This is a genomic window from Bacteroides fragilis (assembly GCF_019583405.1).
Taxonomy (GTDB): domain Bacteria; phylum Bacteroidota; class Bacteroidia; order Bacteroidales; family Bacteroidaceae; genus Bacteroides; species Bacteroides fragilis_B.
The window spans coordinates 55,224-74,042 of record NZ_SZUU01000003.1; the positions used below are offsets into that span (position 1 = coordinate 55,224).

Genomic DNA, 18,819 nt, shown 5'->3' on the forward strand with positions numbered 1-18,819 from the left:
TGGATTATTTGATTAATTCTTTTTCTATTTCTTCCAGTGTTTTCCCTTTTGTTTCGGGCAGGTTTTGGCGTATGAACAGGAATCCGGCCAGGCAGATACCACCGTATAGCCAGAAAGTTCCTTCGGCACCTATACTTTCATTCAATACCGGGAAGGTATAGGTCAGTATGAAACAAGCCACCCAAAGGAAGAAGGTAGAGATGGCTATAGCCATACCTCGTATTTTCACGGGGAAGATTTCGGATAACACCACCCAGACTACCGGGGCAAGTGACATAGCATAGCAAGCGATGGCAAGTACCACCAGTAGAAGCATGGGTAAACCGTTTACATCCAGGAAGTAGCAGGTTCCCAATATAAGGTAAATCAGCGCTAATCCTGCCGAACCGATCAGCATCAGTGTACGACGTCCCCATTTGTCTACCGTATAGATGGCGACGAACGTAAATATCACATTAGTGATCCCAGTCACTACGATGTTCATCAGTACATCGGAAACAGCATATCCGGCTGATGAAAAGATCTCGTGGGCATAATTGAAGATAACATTAATGCCGCACCATTGCTGGAATATGGCCAGAACGATTCCAATGATCAGTACTTTGCGCATTTCCGGGCGGAAGACCGATTTCCATTCGTCGTTTTGCCGGTTGCCTTGAGATTGAGTGAGTTGGTTCAGTTCTTCCAGGGTTTGGCGGGCATACGTTTCCCCTCCGATGCGTGTCAGTGTCTTTTGTGCTTTCTCCTGTTGATGGACGGTAGCCAGCCAACGGGGACTTTCGGGGATGATGAACGATAACAGGAAGAAAATTCCTGCCGGGATCAGTTCTGCCCAGAACATCCATCGCCAGGCCCATTGCACACTTGTTTCGCTGAGTATATCGGAACCTTGTGTGTAGTATTCCCCGATTTGCCAGTTGGCCAATTGTGCCAATAAGATACCCAATACGATGGTGAGCTGGTTGAGCGATACGAATTTGCCGCGTACATGGGCAGGAGATACCTCTGCAATATATACGGGAGAAATGTTGGATGCGATGCCGATGCCCAATCCGCCTACAATGCGATAGAAGATGAAGTAGGAAAAATGATCGACTGCTCCCGTACCCCAAGCCGAAAGTGCAAACAGGAAGGAGGCTATGACAAGCATCTTTTTGCGTCCGTATTTGTCGCTCCAGATTCCTGAGAGCAAGGCTCCTGCGAGACAGCCTATCAGTGCGCTGCTCATAGCCCAGCCACGTAGAGCCGCAGAGTTTTCAATACCAAAGAAAGGTTCATAGAAGATTTTAGCTCCTCCGATAACAACCCAATCATAGCCGAACAGTAATCCGCCCATGGCTGAGACGATGCAGATAAGTAGTAAATAGCCTCGTGTCTGTTTCATGTTATTAAATGGTTTAATTGATATTGCAAAGTAAGCGGGTTTGAGAATAGAAATAAATAGAGAAACCGATTAAAAAGATGGACTATATTTCTTTTTTATCTCTATATTTGCGGCGTGAACCGATGAATCTTATTAGTATGGCAAAACAAAAAGACGGCTTTCTGGGCGAACAGGCATTGGTGTTGCCTCCTGCCATTGTGCAACGTATGAAGACTGATCCTGCAACTTCTATACTCTATATAACCGATATAGGCTATTATCCAAAGGCTTATAATCACTTTCGGGAGCGGGAAACTCCGATTGACCAGTATGTGTTTATCTATTGTACGGAGGGTAGAGGATGGTTCAGTCTCGATGGGCAGAAACACCCGGTAGTGCCTAACCAATACTTTATACTTCCTGCAGGACTTCCTCATGCGTATGGCGCTGATGAAAAGGAACCATGGACAATTTACTGGATTCACTTCGGAGGAACACTTGCTCCGCTTTATTGTACGCATCGTACCTGTAGGCTCACGGATATAAAACCGGGAATGCATTCGCGTATTAGTTATCGGACAGAACTGTTTGAGGAGATCTTTCGGGTACTGAAGATGGGGTATAGCTTGGAGAATCTTTCATATGCCAGTTCTGTATTCCATCATTATTTGGGATCATTGCGCTATCTCAGAGAGTATCGGGAGGCTTTTTCAGAGCATCGTCCGGTAGGAGAAGAAGATCCTGTAAATGCAGCTATTCATTATATGAAGGAGAATCTGGGCAAGAAGCTGACTTTAGCCGAGCTGGCTGATTACACGGGGTATTCATCCTCATATTTCTCTAATCTGTTTTTGAAGCGTACAGGATATGCCCCATTGAGTTATTTTAATCAGATTAAGATTCAGAAAGCCTGTCAGTTTCTCGATTTTACCGATATGAAAGTGAATCAGGTCTGTTATAGAGTGGGTATTGAAGATGCTTATTATTTCTCACGGCTGTTCAGCCAGATAATGGGAATGTCTCCCAGGGAATATAAAAAGGTAAAGAAAGGATAAAAGGAAGGCAGCAAAGAAGAAAGGTGTGTCGAAACTCGTATTCACCACGGATTATCACAGATTAAGAGTGTTGATAACCAATGACGGGAAATTCACTCTGTGCTACTCTGTGTCCTCTGTAGTGAGTTCCGACACGCCTTCCTTCTGATAAATACTACATTTTTATTTTCTCTGCCAGTCTGATGTCTTTAGAGGAGGCGCCTACTAGAATTTCAAATTCACCTTTTTCAAATACCCATCGGTTTTGTTTGGCGTTAAAATACTGGAATGCGTCTTCACTCAAACCGATTTCTATCTGTTTGCTTTCTCCTGCTTTCAGATATACCTTGTCGAAACCTTTTAATTCTTTCAAGGGACGTGGCTCTTTAGATTGCATGTCGCGTACATAAAGTTGAGCGACTTCATATCCGTCTCGCTGTCCGGTATTGGTTACGGTGAATGAAACGACGAGCTGCTTCTGTTTTTTATCCGTCATACGGATGTTGAGGTCCGAATAGTCAAAGGTGGTATACGAAAGACCGAATCCAAAAGGGAAAAGGGGTTCGATACCTTTTTGATCGTATCCACGGTAACCGGTGAATATTCCTTCAGTATAATATACTTTCTTTTCTTTACGAGTTTCATCGTAATGACCGCAGGCAGGTGAGTCTTCCCATTTTTTCTCAATAGTGAATGGAAGTTTGGCTGACGGATTCACTTTACCCGAAAGAATATGGGCTAAAGCATGTCCGCCTTCCTGCCCCGGATAGAGGGCGTGTACTACCGCAGGCACCTGATCGATCCATCGGGTCATGTTTACTCCGCCTCCTGCATGGATGGCAACTATCAGCTTAGGATTTATTTTTACCAGTTCCTGAATCAACATATCTTGTCCGTAAGGCAGGTCGAAAGGACGGTCGCGCCCTTCCAGTTCGATACTGCCATCCAGTCCGGCACAGAAAACCACCAGATCGGCTTTGGCAGCCAGTCGTTTCGCTTCAGAAAAGTCAATATCACTTTGATAAGCATATCCCATCCGGATCTCTGCCGGTGTACTGCGTTGGTTGCAGAACTCCAGCCGAATATGTTTGGCATCCCCTTTTTGTGCGGAAATTGCGGTATTGCGAACATCGAATGATTGAGATTGAGAGGCATCCAATGCTAATGTTCCGTCTATCCATAGACGATAGGCACCTTGTGCGTCGACAAAGAATCGGATACTGTCTGTTTTCTCGGCATCTACATATCCTTCCCAGCATACCCGATAATCATTTCCCAATTTACTTTCGTTGAAAGGATATCCCCACCATTCATAATTTACTGTGCGGTCGGTGCGTCGGATAACCAATCCGGTTTCTTCTTTATTGGTTTCTACAGTTCGGTCGGCCGATTGATTAACGCTTACGGTTCTTCCTGCCGCTACTGCTTGTTGTTGGATCATTTTGTCCGAGAGTGTGGCAGAAGTGTCGGAAGATAGTGCATAATAGCTCGCTTCCAGTCCGGGTTTACCTTCTTTCGTACGGAATTTACTGTTACGGAATAAACTGGGTTTGAATTGATTGGATATTCCTTCCGTGTAAAGTACGGTTGCTTCCGGAAACTCTTGACGGATACCTTCTAACGCTGATACTACATACCAGGGATGAACTTTCGAACTTCCTCCACCACCGTAAACGATGCTGTTTACATTGTATATTCTATCTGAAACGATAGCCGGATTGGCAGTAGGTCCGATTACGGCTATCACTTTAGGCTGGTGGATCGGCAATGCATTCTGTTCGTTCTTTAACAGGATGATTCCTTCGCAAGCGGTATTCAAAGCCATCAGATTGGCTTGAGGATTAAAAGTCGGAATATCGGTGTCTTGCTGAGGCCTGTCGAAAAATCCCATTGAAATACAGGCACCGTAAATGCGGCGTACTTTATCGTTGATCACTTCTTCTGTAACCTTTCCTTCTTTAATGAGTGGGAGAAGTTCTTTGCGGGTGAACCAGTCATTGCTGCCCATTTCAAGATCCAAACCGTAGTTTGCGGCATTGTCGGCGGAATAGGTACATGCCCAGTCTGACATTAGCATACCTTTGAAACCCCAATCCTTCTTTAAAATATCGATCAGATGTTTGTTTTCAGTACAATGTACTCCGTTCACTAAGTTGTAACCCGTCATGACGGCTTTGACACCTGCTTTTTGTACAGCGGCTTTAAAAGGAGGCAGATAGATTTCTTGTAAGGCACGTTCGGATACTTCGGAACTGACAGTGTATCGGTCAAACTCTTGATCGTTGGCAGCGAAATGTTTGATGGTGGCAATAACTCCCCCGTCTTGTACTGCTTTTATAAAAGGTACTACCATTTCGGATGCCAGATAAGGATCTTCGCCAAAATACTCAAAATTACGGGCTCCTTTTGAAGCCCGATAGTTGTTGACTCCGGGTGCTAAGAGAAAATGAATGCCTCTTGCACGCCATTCCTGAGCATACATTGCTCCTGTTTTCTCTGCCAGATTTTTGTTCCAGGAGGCAGCCAGCGAAAGTGCCGATGGAAATGCGGTGGCACGTCCGAATAATCCCCAGGATGCAACGCCTAGCGGGCCATCGGCCAGTTTGAATGCCGGTATGCCTAATCGTTCGCAGGGATGCAGGTAGAAATCATTGTATCCGGAAAGCAGATCAATCTTTTCTTCGAGGGTCATTCGTTGGATAAGATCATTTACTCTTTCTTCAGTGGATAATGTCGTGTTCTGAAATGGATACTGGCTTTGGGCATGTAGCTTGCCAGGAAGAAGCAGTCCTATAGTCAGACTCAAGGTAAAGAAAATGTTTTTCATGTGTTTATTCTGAATTAAATGTTTATTGAGTGATGTTGCAAAGTTCTAAAAAAGAAGGCTTCCTGCAAAATAGAAAGCCCTCTCTTTCAGAATAAAGTGTGTTAAATTAATGTATAGCTTTTATCATTTCATTTCCGTTTCTTACGGGTTGTTTAATCAATTCCGGCAGGTTATAAGTTTTAGTGAACGTGTCATAAAAGTCCGGGTCTTTTTGCGGCATCAGGAAAGGTTTTCCCACCTTTCCGGTCTCCGGATCGAAACTGGCAAAGAAGGGGCGAGCCCATAGTCCGTCCAACCGTTTGCTGCTGAAAACAAACCAGCGTCCGGATGATGACCATGTATGGAAACTCTCCACATCGTCGCTGTTCACTTCATTTAAAAGCCGTATTTCTCCTGTATCCATTGTCAACAGACAAAGTTCGCTTTCCGGATGCCAGATGGAGAAGTTTCCATAATCCGACAGAGTGAACATCAGGTATTTTCCATCCGGTGAGATCCTTGGGAAAGAAACACTTTTTCCCTGTGCGGAGGCTCTGTACACACACTCCGGCGTACCGAATTTACCGGATTCCGGGTCGAATCCGATCCTGCACAGGTCATAACGGATACTATCCAGCGGCATCTTCTCTTTATAAGCGTTTCCCCGGCAGAAATACAGTGTCTTCCCGGCCGGTGTCCAGTTGGGGAATGTTTCCATGTACTGCTCTCCGCATATCAGTGAGTCAGTGAGGAATGTTTTCTTTTCCGTATCATAAACCATCAGGTCGGCGGCCAGATCGGATACCTCGATGGGCTTCTGTCCCGATGAATGGAAGAATTGCTGTATCTCATTCATTGAGAATGCAATATATCTTCCTGAAGGATGCCAGGCCGCATAGGTTCCCCCGTTCTTGAATCCCTCGGGTTTGGTGTTTACCTTTTCCACTTTTCCGTTTTTGCATATCAGTGTCCCTCCCGACTTTCCCCGTACATGTACCATCATGGTTTCCGGAGAGTTTTGATTGAATGTATGGCAGTTGATGCACTGTTTGCCGAAATTTCGGTTCTCCGCTATCGGAGTCTCTTCATAGCCAGTCAGGTTTCTCTGGTAAATCCCCATCTCGTTCCATAGTTCATATCCCGGGTACAGCAACCGGTAGACCAGATACTCATCTATCGGTTCGTTCGATATGGTATTCTTGATATCCGCATAGCGTGTCCATTTCCCATTTTTTAAGAGGGTGATTCGGATAAAGATGTCTTTTCCCGCCGCCTTTTGGAGAAGTCTCTTCCATTTCTTTGTCGGTATAATCACTTCGGGTCTCTTGCTTGTGTAGAGGATGTCCGCAGTCTTCCCTGTGCCTATTTCCGTCTGGAAGGCATCCGCATTCTCCCCGATCCTGAAATTGGGAGGTGCAATATTCAGCGGGAATGTGACTCCCGCATAATCGGGATATATACGGGGAATACTGTCCGTGCAGGCATCCGGTTTGCCGCATTGGGGTGTGCATGCCTGCAGACTCCAGCTGAGAACCATGATAAGAAGTATATAGATTGTTTTCATGTCTTTACATATTAGTTCCTTATGATTTTATCTCCATACGGACTGATGAAGTTCAGGTAATACCAGTAGGTATTTCCAAACTCCGCTTTCAGCCTCTGCATTTCCCTGTTTTTATATAGGCTGTAATACCTTTGGAATCTCTTTTCCGTCTTTTCGCTGACGTTGAATCCTGATTTTGAAAAAGTTTCTTCATCTATCCCTAATTTATAGATATAGAGCGCCTCTTCGTAGACGGGTGGCATTTGAGGATAATTGAAATTACGTATGAACTTCAGGTTATTCACAAACCGTACTACGTTATTGCTCAGCAGTAGGTCACTCATCAGGTATTCAAAAGCCATTCTGTTTGTCGTGTCCTGCTCACACAGATATTGTAATTCGGGTCCTATATTGATGACGTTTGCAAATCGTATGGGGCGTTCTTTATTGTTTTCAAGTGCCAGGCGCAGACCCGGTACACTGCCTGCATGAAGCTGTTTTTCCAATTCCTCGGCATCTCTCCTATAGAAGAGGGACTGCTTTAGGAGATTGATGAACCGTTGTGCCACTTCAGGCCTTTTGTTTGCTATGTTGTATCTTGCCAGGTTAAGCAAATGGGGTGCGGTTTCTCCCCATACCACCATTGCTTCGAATTCCCACCGCTGTGCTTCGTTGATGTATCCTAAGTCTTCATATATAAAATGTCCGTACTCACTCTCACGGCTATTGCTGTTCCATGGGAAGTATAGTGCCTTGACTCCTAATTTTTGTGGGTAATCGAATAGTTGATAAGGCAATTTTCCCGTATGATACAGAGCCAAGTTATGAAAGTAAGAGATCAGCTGGTTGGTTCTTCCCGAGTTGATATATTTTTCGGTTTGTGTCAGTACATTTTCCCAATTCTTTTCTTTTACACTTTTTTCCGCTATTATCATAATGCGTTCGGGCATATTATATGAATGTATGAATATATAGCAAGCTCCAATGGCATATATGGTTATGATGACCGTAGAAATAATTAATTTTTTTTTCTTTCCGCGAATATTTATTCGGGGCAGTGTAATGTTTCTCCATATCCTCGATGTGAGAAAAGATATGCAGCCAAGCATCAGAAGTCCTAAGAATGCTCCAATAATCAGAGTCAGTGAATGATCTACAGGCAGCGTATAGATGAAAAGGGATACTGATGGGATCAATGATAATTGCAGTATGTCCGGTTGTCCGGTTATTTTTTTTATGTTGTAATGTGTCAACAGATAGATTCCCGCCAATATACCGGCTAATATAGCACTTCCTAATGCAGGCATGTAAAAGAATTGAATAATGAAATCAGTCAGATAGCTAAGCAGTCCTTCCGTATGAATCTGCTTAAGAAAATATTCTTTAGAGAATAGAAACAAATGATGCTGTTCGTGATAGTATATCACATGTGACAGCACCCCTTGGTAACAAAGGAAATAGATGATAAAAAGGAGGGTGAAAAGTAGATACGGTAACCGTTTCATAAGTATAGGTGGAAGATAATAAGTGAAATGAGGGCACCCCAAATAGAATGCCCCCATTGTCTAAAACACTATTATTAATAACCCGGATTCTGTGTGAGGGCAGGATTCAAGTCTATTTCACTCTGAGGTACGGGGAACAAATAGTTATTGTCCGAGTATCTGCTTCCTACCAATTTAATAGGCTCTCCTTGATAGAGGATACACATCTTTCCACCATCTACTTTCTTGTCGGGATCATTCGGATTGTCTACAATCTTATATTTTAATCCTTCAAATGGAGCATTTAGTACATCTTTTGCAATACCCCAACGACGAATATCCCACATACGTTTTCCTCCTTCTAGTGCGAACTCTACACGCCATTCGTTACGGATACGCTGACGAAGGTCATCCTGAGTTGCACAATAAGTTGGTAAGTTTGCATTGGTATTTTGGAGTTCGGGCATACCTACACGACGTCTAACCTGATTCACTGCGTCAAAAGCTTCCGGATCTAATCCCTTCAATTCGTTTTTAGCTTCAGCATAAGTCAAAAGTACTTCTGCATAGCGGATGTGAACCCAATCTTTACCCATATTCCAACCGTCTGACTGAGGATCGAGACTTGGGTCTAACCATTTTTGTCCGTAATATCCGGTTTCTGTAGCATCATTGTGCTGATTGATACCGGTACTACCACTTGAGGCCAAAGGAGCAACTTTTATTGTTACACCATACATTTCTTCACCATCATGCAGAATGTCTACTTCCAAACGCGGATCACGGTTCTTGAACGGATCTGTCGGGTCGTATACTTTAGATTTGCTGATAGGAGCTCCTTCACTGTCTTCAAATGCGTCTACCAAACTCTGAGTGGGGTTCATACCACCCCAGCCTTTTGTTGGAAAACATTCCCATCCCATCAGATAATGGGTCTTATCCGGATAGTTGAACTGAGTGACAAGGATGAATTCATCACATCCGTCAGCTTTTTCCCAAAATAGCTCTGCATATTTACCTGTATTATCCTTATCGTACAGTTCGTACAGCCCCAGATCCATTACATTTTTAGCTTCTGTAGCTGCAGTATCCCAATTTCCATAATAAAGAGCCGCTCTTGCCTTCATAGCCATAGCTGCACCTTTAGTGACGCGTCCGTAATCGGAAGCTCCCCATTCTGTTGGCAAAGCAGCGATAGCTCTGTCAAAATCAGCCATTATTTTTTCATAGACTTCTGCTCTCGGCATACGTGTTATACCATCCATCTCTTTTAAGTCTAATGGCTTATCAATGTAAGGAACGTCACCAAATGAGCGAATCAGATTAAAATAGATATATGCTCTGAAGAAATATACCTGTCCCAATGCTTTTGTCTTATCTGCTTCAGGATAATCAGGAATTTCATCGATTTTAGAAAGGATCAGGTTACACTGACGAACATTGGCATAATCACCGCTCCAACCTTGATCTGCTGGGTCATAAATACCTTTTGAAACATTGCCTGCCGCCCATTTGATACCCATTGTGGCGTTGTCGGAGTTTATGTCGTTGTCTTGATCCCAAGTAGACAGATAGCCATAGAGATCTGATACTACTTTGTTTGCGTCATCCGGCGTTTTCCAGAAGCTACCGTCAGAAAGTTCCTCCTGCGGATAGCGATCCAGAAAGTCGCTACAAGAGCTGAACCCTACTACAAGGGCTGTTGCAAATATATATAAGTAATTCTTTTTCATATTTTTGATAGTATTGAGGATTTAGAATGAAACTTTTAAGCCTAATGAAACTTTCTTCACGTTGGTATATGACCATCCACGTGTGCTCGATTCTTCCGGGTCAATATCTTCAAGACCACAGAATGTCAATAAATTCTCACCGGCTACATATACTTTGATTCTGCTAACACCGATTCTGTTCAACCAACTCTTAGGTAGGTTATAGCCTAATGAAACATTCTTCAAACGAACATATGAGCCATCTTCCAACCAGAAAGAAGAAGTTACGAAGTTGGTCTGTGAATCTTTGGTAATACGCGGATAGCTTGCGTTATGGTTTTCGGGTGTCCAACGATCCAAGTGTTTTTTCAGCACTTTACCACCATTATAGAATGCGTATGAAGATTCGGCTTCACAGTATTTATCAACGTCAAATGCACCTTGGAACAATGCAGAGAAATCAAAATCTTTCCAGAATAAATTAATGCTTAAGCCACCGGTCCAACTCGGGAAGTTTTGTCCAATTACTGTGCGGTCATTGGCTGCATCAATTTTACCGTCACCATTCAAGTCGGCGTATTTAATATCACCTAATTTTTCTGTACCGGTACGTTTGGGATCATTAGCTAATTCTTCTTCCGTATTAAAGTAGCCAATTGCTTTGTAGCCATAGAATGCGCCGATAGGATAACCTTCCAAACGCCACAATTTGTTATTGTCAGGATCTTCTCCTTCAGTTCCTTCAAGGTTCGTGATGCGGTTCTTTACATAAGCGAGGTTTAAATTAACTGCATAGCTAAAATCTTTATTGATTCGATTATTGTGGAAAATATTCAAGTCGAAACCTGTATTTTCTACACTACCTGCGTTCTGAACTGGTGCCGACATACCAAGAATACCTTGTACCGGGAGCTTCAATAGCATATCATCTGTTTTTTTCTTGTAAACAGAAAGTTCAAATCCGAGTTTGTTATTTAAGAATCCTGCATCTAATCCAATTTCATAGTTGGTTACTGTTGCCCATTGGAGTGCACTGTTTACGTATCTGGCTTCATAAGCGGTTGTATTCAGTGTGTTGCCGAACATATAAGATCCATAAGCATAAGTTGCTACAGCAGGATAGATATCGCTCAACTCTTCGTTACCGGTACGTCCCCAGCCTAAACGTAACTTCAGATTACTCATCCAATCCAGATTATCTTTAATGAAGTTCTCTTCTGAGATTCTCCATCCGGCAGAAAAAGCAGGGAATACACCCCAACGATTATCTTTCGGGAAACGCGAAGATGCATCTGCACGTAAGTTTGCTTCAAACAGATATCTGTCAGCATAATCGTATTGGATACGACCGAAATATGAACGACGGGCTAGTTCTGTGCCACCATCAGAGTTGGTTTGAGATGATTTGTCCAGTGTATTCAATGATTCGGTCAGTTCATCACTACCACCACCTTTACGTGTTGCTTCTGTGTATTTATAAATCTGCTCCCATTGCTCAAAACCAAACAATGCACCGATAGTGTGCTTTTGGAAGGATTTGTTGTAGTTTACCAATAATTGTGAAGTGTATTCATTCCAGATATAATATTTATCATATCCTTCTCTCAGACCAGAATCAGAAATATTTGATCCTGAACCATAAGAATAATGTTTCTTGAAATAATCGATATTACGAATATCGTTACGTACAGAGAATAATCCCTTAACACTCAATTCCGGTAAGATATGTACAGTAGCATGCAAGATAGCATTTAACTGCTGGTCCATTTGACGATAGAAACCAGTTCTTCCCAATTCGGCTACAGGGTTGGCTTTTCCACTATAGTTAAATGTACCGTCTTCATTGTATACCGGCAATGTCGGGCTATTACGGGTTACCTCACTCATAAGTGTTCCGAAGCCTACAGCACCGTCTTCACGTGTTCCTCTATATCCGGATACATTCAGTCCGGCTGAGAACCATTTGCTAATTTCAGACTCAACATTAATACGACCTGTAAAACGATTGTAGTCATTTTCGTTTGTTAAACCACCCTGATAAAGGTAACCGACAGATGCACTGTAGTTTGTCTTTTCAGATCCACCATTGATTGAGAAATTGTGTTGCTGTTCAAAGGCGAAATTCTTGAATGTTTCTTTATACCAATCTGTATTGGGATGTCCAATTGGATCAGTTCCATTCCGGAAGAGTTCAATGTCTTCATCACTATAAGGTAGACTGGCATTGGGATTTTCATTTTTTACTGCTTCATTGTATAGCATAGCATAGTCTGCCGCACCAAGGAAATTGAGTTTAGTAGTTGGGGTTGCCCATGCTACACTTCCTGAATATGACACTTTGGCATCCTGTCCTTTTTTACCTTTTTTGGTTGTAATAAGGATTACACCATTAGCGGCCTGTACGCCATAAATAGCAGCCGAAGCAGCGTCTTTCAATACTGTCAGACTTTCAATGTCTTGAGGATCAATTGTATTCATGCTACCCGGGACACCATCAACAATAACCAACGGATTGGCAGCGTTTACGGAGTTCTTACCACGTACGGTAATCGTACCGGTTTGCAATCCGGGAGCACCAGAAGATTGGATAGCTGTTACACCGGGCATTGTTCCGGCCATTGCAGCAGAAACACTTGATACAGAGCGAGATTCCAGCGATTCTGCATTAATAGATGATACAGAACCTGTTAAGTTAGCCTTTTTCTGTACACCATAACCTACTACTACCACCTCATCCAAGGTTTTAGTATCTTCTTTCATCGTTATGTTGTAAGAACTTATCCCCGCTTTCAAAGAAACGATTTCAGGCATATAGCCGATATAGGTAACTTGCAATTCGTTACCTCCTACAGTTAAACTGAATTTTCCATCGATATCAGTAATCGTACCATTGGTTGGATTACCTTTTTCTACTACTGATGCTCCGATGATGGCTTCACCCATTGCGTCTTTCACGACTCCGGTAATTTTTCTCTGTTTCTGCTGTTGAACAGCCTGCACATCCTTGGCAGCTGCAGTCACAGTAGACACTACGATTTGATTGTCTACAATCTTATAGGTATATCCCGAGTTTTTGAAAACTTCGTTCAATACTGTTTCGATCGGAGCGTCGGATACGTTGATGGATACTTTCTTGTTCAGTCTTACTTGATTGTCATTGTAGAAGAAAGTGTAATCGCTTTGTTTTTCAAGTTCACGAAGTACACTCTCGATGGATACGTTTGTCTTCGTCATTGAAATCTTTAGTACTTGAGCGAAGGCACTCACAGGTACCATAGCTATCAGGCTAACTACCAAAGCAAAAGCCAGATGCTTTTTCATTCTTTGCGGACTAAACCACCGCATGTTGCATTTTCTCATAAATACGATTAATTATTAGATTGTAATTTTGATTGATAAAGTGAGCACAGGACACTTCTAAAGCATCGCTGCACCAGGTTAACGTCATTTACGGTTTCTCTCTCATTCTTTTCTTTATTAATTTAGGTTTAAAATTTGATGTTTGGTATAAGTTCTAAACGAACTTGGGCAGAAGAGATGTAAAACCGGTTATCACCTGAATGGTTATAAATGAGGAAATTGCAGTTCTGAATATCATAAATTGGGACATAAAAAAGCCCGCTCATGTATTACCATGAACGGGCTTTAACCCTCAATAAATAATGTGTGTTAAATTAATATCCCGGATTCTGATCGTTTTTCAACAATGGATTCAAGTCAATTGCACCTTGAGGTATAGGCATAAGCATCAAACGCTCATCCCAAACTTTGTTGATTACAACATATCCGTTTGGAGCATAAGAAGGACCATTCATAGCCTTGCTGCAATAGTCGTTTCCATAGCGGCGTATATCATCAAAACGATGGCCTTCTGCCGCTAATTCAATACGCCGTTCATTACGTACAAAAGCCAGAGCTTCTTCTTTAGAAGGCATGGAAGTCGGTACATCCGGCATACCACAACGATCGCGCAGGTCATTCAATGCTTTCTGTACTTCTGTATCCCATCCGGAGTTCTGGATACGTGCTTCTGCGTATGTCAGCAATACTTCAGCATAGCGAATCACCGGATAATCTTCTTCAGCAGTCCAAGTATCATAAGGATCGAGAGTAACCATTTTACGATAAAAATATCCCGTCCATGATTCATTACCATCTTTATTTATCAGATCCGGATCCCAACGGAAATAGAATGTGCCTTTAACAGTTTCATGCCATCCTTTGAAAGGGAACATCATAGATACATATAAACGACTGTCACGATTGCGGAATTCTTTCATATAGTCGTATTTCATAATATCCGTTTGCGGAACTTTTTCAATGAATTGAGATTGGCTCATATCTTTAAAGTCTTTCCATATTTCGGCATAACGTTCTTTACGCTGTTCCATAGTGATGTCATTACGCATTGTTTTACCATCCACATCCCAGTATGCGTCAATTAAGTCCTGCATCGGTTCATAAGAACAGTATCCGTCGTATTGAGAGAATGATTTGGGTATGAAATATGTATATCTTGTCCAATCATAGTTGTTTGCATCAGCCATGTACTCACGTGTTACAATATACTCCGGATTGGCGGGAGATGCGTTACCTTTGTGCCACAATGATTCATAACTGAACATACCTTTCACGAATTTATCTTTATCGATACCTTTGGCTGCATAATCAATATAAGCATCCATTTCGTTGGCTTCTTTTTGTTGCGCTGTGGTGAGTGACGACACACGGAATAGAGAATGATGTCCTTCAGAAATGATTTTTCCGGCAGATGACTCTGCTTCGGCGTAATTTCCAAAATACAAGGCGGCACGTGCACGAAGGGCCAGAGCACCGGCACGAGTGATACGTCCTGTTTCATACATGTAGCTACCGTTATAACTATCAGGAAGGATTTCCGCTATTTCTGCCAATTCGTCAAGAATGAACTTCCGGACAGTTTCCACTTCGTCACGTTTAACATTCGGTGCGTCATAAGCTAAAACGTCCGTAATTACCGGAACTTTTCCGAATTTCGTGGTCAAATCAAGATAACTTAAAGCGCGGAAAAAACGTGCTTCTGCTTTCATGCGTGTTTTTAGTTCATCACTGACTGCACATTTATCTACATTAGCAATAAAGTTATTCACTACACGAACGGTACCAAAATAGTAGCTTCCATATCCATTGGCTGTACTTATACCGTTTTGTTGTACCATTTCGAAGTTTCCTTCCCAAGGTTTGTGGCTATGTGCATTATCTGTACACAATTCATCCCAAATGTCTACACCATCCAATGTAGAATAGCAGGTATTTAAAGCATACCATGCATCTTTTTCCGTTTGCCAAAAGTTTTCTGCTGCAATGTCAGCAGGTGGAACCACATCTAAATCGCAGGCTGTTAACGCTCCTGTGAGACATAATCCCAATGCAATTTTTCTTATATTGTTTTTCATTGTGAATTCTATTTTTTAATGAATGATTTTAGAATGATATGTTTACACCAAATGCTACCGATTTGGTTCCCAGCGTATAAATCACACCACCGGCTGTTTCCGGATCAAAGTCTTCCATCTTTTTATCAGCACGTACTGTGAACAGGTTTTCTCCTGTTACATATACCTTCAATGACTGCAATCCCCAGCTCTTCACTGTGGCAGATGGTACCGTATATCCCAATGACAAAGTCTTGAAACGGAAATAGTCCGAGTCAAACAAATGATAATCACTGAAATTACGATTATAAGTTGTGTGTACACTACTTGCCGAGTAGAGACGAGGATAAGCAGCATATGGATTTGGATTCTCTTCTGTCCATCTCTTCAGATGGTATTTTCTTGGGTTATCCTGACCATGGTAGAATGGGTGAACACCATATACGTCAAATGCTACCTTAGTTCCACTGATTCCTTGTCCAAACATACTGAATTCAAAACCTTTATATTGTAGACTTAAGTTTACACCATATGTGAAGTCGGGCACATCTTTACCAAGAATAGTACGATCTTCGTCTGTGATCTCCTGTTTGTACTCGATGTCACGTTGAGGAACAAATTTAACATCACCTGCATTAGGTACTACTCCACTTAATGTGTAGTAATGCCCGGCATCAATATCAGCTTGAGTATACAGTCCGTCTGTTTTAAATCCATAGAAAGAACCGATTGATTCCCCTTTTTTCAGGATATACTTCACGATATAACTGCTGGTCTGAATAATATTGTCCGAACCGCCTAAGTTGGTAATTTTATTTTTATTGGTAGCAATGTTAGCTCCGATGCTGTAGTTAACAGCTCCAATCTTGTTACGGTGATTCAAGGCTAATTCGAAACCTGTGTTTTTCACTTTACCAATGTTTTGTGAAGGTGCAGCTGTGATACCGGTTTCTGTAGGTACATTATATCCCAACAAAATATCACTTGTGTTTTTGATATAGTAATCAGCTGTTACACCCAGAAGTCCATTGAAAATGTCGAAATCCAAACCAATATCAGTTAAAGCAACTTTTTCCCAACCGAGCGTTTCATTAGCAGGTTTGGATTCACCGATACCGATTACGGGCGAATCACTGAAATTATAATGGTTTCCACTGCTGTAATTCTGAAAATAATCATAATTTCCTACATTGTTTATATTACCAAGAGTACCATAAGAAGCTCTGATTTTCAGATTATTGATCCACTCGATGTCTTTCATGAAGCCTTCTTCATTCATTCTCCATCCAGCCGAGAATGAAGGAAAATATCCCCAACGGTGATCTTTGTGGAAACGTGAAGATGCATCTGCACGCATGTTTACTTCCAATAAATACCGATCCATCAAAGTATAGTTAACACGAGCAAAATAAGACAACATCTTATATTCTGATGAACCTGCACCATTGGTATAGCCTGCTCCCGACGTAGAGCCGGCTTCCATATCTGTTAATGCGTCAGATGGAAACTCTTCACGTGATCCTGCCAGTCTTTCATATTTATAATGCTCGTAAGATGTACCTACCAATGCTCCTACTGAATGTTTATCATTCGACCAGTCATATCTGGCTGTCGCCGTATAAAGCATTGTATTTGTACTCTGCCAGTCCATACTCATTTTATTTTTGGTTACTCCGGTTCCAACTATTTCTTCTCCGGAAAAGTAATTTATGGCATTAGGTTGTAAGGCGGTGTAACTTTTGCTCTTATATTCATATCCTTTGAATACACCTTGTCCGCTAATAATAAGCCCTTTTACCGGTTTGATATCAAAACCGAGATCGTACATGGTATTTTCACTTTTTGATTTACTCCAATCCGATTTGCTCAATGCACGGAGTGGATTGTTTGTGATGAAGCTACTTGTTGCTGATTGACCTCCGTTCACAGTTCCCCAATCACCATTTGACTGTTTTGCAACGAATGTAACCGGTACCATTGAGAAACTGGCCAATGAAGGTGCGCCACAATCACGGTCGGAATCATTGCGGATATATTTTACTCCTGCCTTTACAGTCAGCCACTTGGTGATATCTGAACTCAGATTGGTATTCAAGTTGTAACGTTGGCTATCTTGTCCGGGGATCATGTTGTCTTTATACACATAGCCCAAACCGATAAAGTAACGTATCTTATCTGTTCCACCACTGAAATCCAAGGAATGCTGAGTGGTCAGTACATTTTTGTCTAATATCAGATCATTCCAATCTGTGTTTGGATATAAGTCTGGTTTAGAACCATCTCTGAAATAGCCAATTTCTTCCTCGGTATACCCTTGGTATTTTCCACCTTTTGAATTGGAATTGTAGAGAGCCTCATTGTACAACTCTGCATATTGGGTAGAATTGACGTACTCCGGTTTGTAAGTAGGGTTACTCAAACCTACGTAACCACTGTACGAAACGTTCATTTTATCATTTTTTCCCTGTTTGGTAGTTACCAATACTACACCATAGGCCGCACGTGAACCGTAAATGGCCGATGAAGCAGCATCTTTCAGGAAAGAAATAGATTCGATACTATTTGGATCAAGGTTAGAAAAGAATGTGGCATCCGCAATTGCACCATCGATTACGTAGAGAGGTGACGAAGTTCCTAAGTTACCACGTCCACGGAAGTTAATACTTGGTGTTTGTCCGGGACGTGAAATAACGGTTACTCCAGGTACTGTACCTTGCACAGCCGACAACACGTTCGTCTGTACGCGGTCTTTGATTTCATCAGTACTAACCGAAGCTACCGAACCGGTTAAGTTTACTTTCTTTTGTGTACCATAACCTACCACTACCACTTCGTCCAGAGTCTTGGTATCTTCCTTCATTGTGATACTATAGTTGGTTACTCCCGGATGAATTTTTACGGTCTGTGGCATATAACCAATATAGGTTATTTGCAATTCATTACCTGATACTGTTAACTTGAAACCTCCTTCCATATCAGTAATTGTACCATTACTTGCCGATCCTTTTTCTACAACAGAAGCACCAATAATCGGTTCTCCGGCAGTATCTTTCACTTGTCCCGTGATACGTACACTTTTCTGTTGTTGGAGAGAGGATGTTTTAGAAGTTTCTATCTTTGCTGCCGAAACAACAATCTGATTATCTACTATTTTATAAGTATAACCGGAGTTATTAAAAATCTGATCCAATACTTTCTCAATAGGTGCATCCGTAACATCTACAGAAACTTTCTTACTGAGTTTTACCTGATTGTCATTGTAAAAGAAGGTATACCCACTTTTTTGCTCTAATTCCCGTATCACATTTTGAATAGAGACATTAGTCCTCTTCATGGATATTTTAAGAATTTGGGCATAGGTAGTGACAGGCACCATACAAACCAGACAGATTGCCAAAACAAACGCCAGTTGTTTTTTGACTTTTTGCGGGTTAAACCACCGCAGATTGCATTTTTTCATAAA

General features: G+C 41.9%; 9 protein-coding genes. 1 reads left to right on the forward strand and 8 read right to left on the reverse strand.

The genetic code is table 11. The features are described 5' to 3' along the window. Positions 1-4: 4 nt before the first annotated feature. Entirely contained in the window at positions 5-1,384 is a 1,380-nt protein-coding gene (locus FDF36_RS07585; protein ID WP_220390937.1) for a sugar porter family MFS transporter, read from the reverse strand. Positions 1,385-1,461: 77 nt separating this feature from the next. On the opposite strand from FDF36_RS07585, the gene FDF36_RS07590 reads away from it, so the two are divergent. After that, positions 1,462-2,418: an AraC family transcriptional regulator gene (locus tag FDF36_RS07590; protein ID WP_220390938.1), complete on the forward strand. Its 957-nt coding sequence runs from the start codon at positions 1,462-1,464 to the stop codon at positions 2,416-2,418. A 154-nt stretch (positions 2,419-2,572) separates the two neighbouring features. On the opposite strand, the gene FDF36_RS07595 is transcribed toward FDF36_RS07590, so the two are convergent. The 7 genes from FDF36_RS07595 to FDF36_RS07625 all read right to left on the reverse strand — a co-directional run bounded on the left by FDF36_RS07595 (position 2,573) and on the right by FDF36_RS07625 (position 18,816). Continuing rightward, positions 2,573-5,224 (reverse strand): beta-glucosidase, encoded by a 2,652-nt coding sequence (locus tag FDF36_RS07595; protein WP_220390939.1) that lies wholly within the window; start codon positions 5,222-5,224, stop codon positions 2,573-2,575. Positions 5,225-5,330: 106 nt separating this feature from the next. Next, positions 5,331-6,767, reverse strand: a complete 1,437-nt coding sequence (locus FDF36_RS07600; RefSeq protein WP_220390940.1) for a TolB family protein — start codon at positions 6,765-6,767, stop codon at positions 5,331-5,333. Between the two features lie 11 nt (positions 6,768-6,778). Further along, entirely contained in the window at positions 6,779-8,308 is a 1,530-nt protein-coding gene (locus tag FDF36_RS07605) for a DUF6057 family protein (protein ID WP_220390941.1), read from the reverse strand. A gap of 17 nt (positions 8,309-8,325) precedes the next feature. Beyond that, positions 8,326-9,963 carry a RagB/SusD family nutrient uptake outer membrane protein gene (locus FDF36_RS07610; RefSeq protein ID WP_220390942.1) on the reverse strand — a complete coding sequence of 546 codons (1,638 nt, stop codon included), beginning with the start codon at positions 9,961-9,963 and terminating at the stop codon, positions 8,326-8,328. Positions 9,964-9,984: 21 nt separating this feature from the next. Continuing rightward, entirely contained in the window at positions 9,985-13,302 is a 3,318-nt protein-coding gene (locus FDF36_RS07615) for a TonB-dependent receptor (RefSeq protein WP_220390943.1), read from the reverse strand. Positions 13,303-13,616: 314 nt separating this feature from the next. After that, positions 13,617-15,377: a RagB/SusD family nutrient uptake outer membrane protein gene (locus tag FDF36_RS07620; protein WP_005775680.1), complete on the reverse strand. Its 1,761-nt coding sequence runs from the start codon at positions 15,375-15,377 to the stop codon at positions 13,617-13,619. A 28-nt stretch (positions 15,378-15,405) separates the two neighbouring features. Further along, positions 15,406-18,816: a TonB-dependent receptor gene (locus FDF36_RS07625; RefSeq protein ID WP_220390944.1), complete on the reverse strand. Its 3,411-nt coding sequence runs from the start codon at positions 18,814-18,816 to the stop codon at positions 15,406-15,408. Positions 18,817-18,819: the final 3 nt, after the last annotated feature.

Coding starts and splice junctions, on each gene's coding strand:
- FDF36_RS07605 (WP_220390941.1), bottom strand. CDS start 8,308: ATGGGGGCATTCTATTTGGGGTGCCCTCATTTCACTTATTATCTTCCA.
- FDF36_RS07595 (WP_220390939.1), bottom strand. CDS start 5,224: ATGAAAAACATTTTCTTTACCTTGAGTCTGACTATAGGACTGCTTCTT.
- FDF36_RS07620 (WP_005775680.1), bottom strand. CDS start 15,377: ATGAAAAACAATATAAGAAAAATTGCATTGGGATTATGTCTCACAGGA.
- FDF36_RS07590 (WP_220390938.1), top strand. CDS start 1,462: ATGGACTATATTTCTTTTTTATCTCTATATTTGCGGCGTGAACCGATG.
- FDF36_RS07610 (WP_220390942.1), bottom strand. CDS start 9,963: ATGAAAAAGAATTACTTATATATATTTGCAACAGCCCTTGTAGTAGGG.
- FDF36_RS07625 (WP_220390944.1), bottom strand. CDS start 18,816: ATGAAAAAATGCAATCTGCGGTGGTTTAACCCGCAAAAAGTCAAAAAA.
- FDF36_RS07585 (WP_220390937.1), bottom strand. CDS start 1,384: ATGAAACAGACACGAGGCTATTTACTACTTATCTGCATCGTCTCAGCC.
- FDF36_RS07600 (WP_220390940.1), bottom strand. CDS start 6,767: ATGAAAACAATCTATATACTTCTTATCATGGTTCTCAGCTGGAGTCTG.
- FDF36_RS07615 (WP_220390943.1), bottom strand. CDS start 13,302: ATGAGAAAATGCAACATGCGGTGGTTTAGTCCGCAAAGAATGAAAAAG.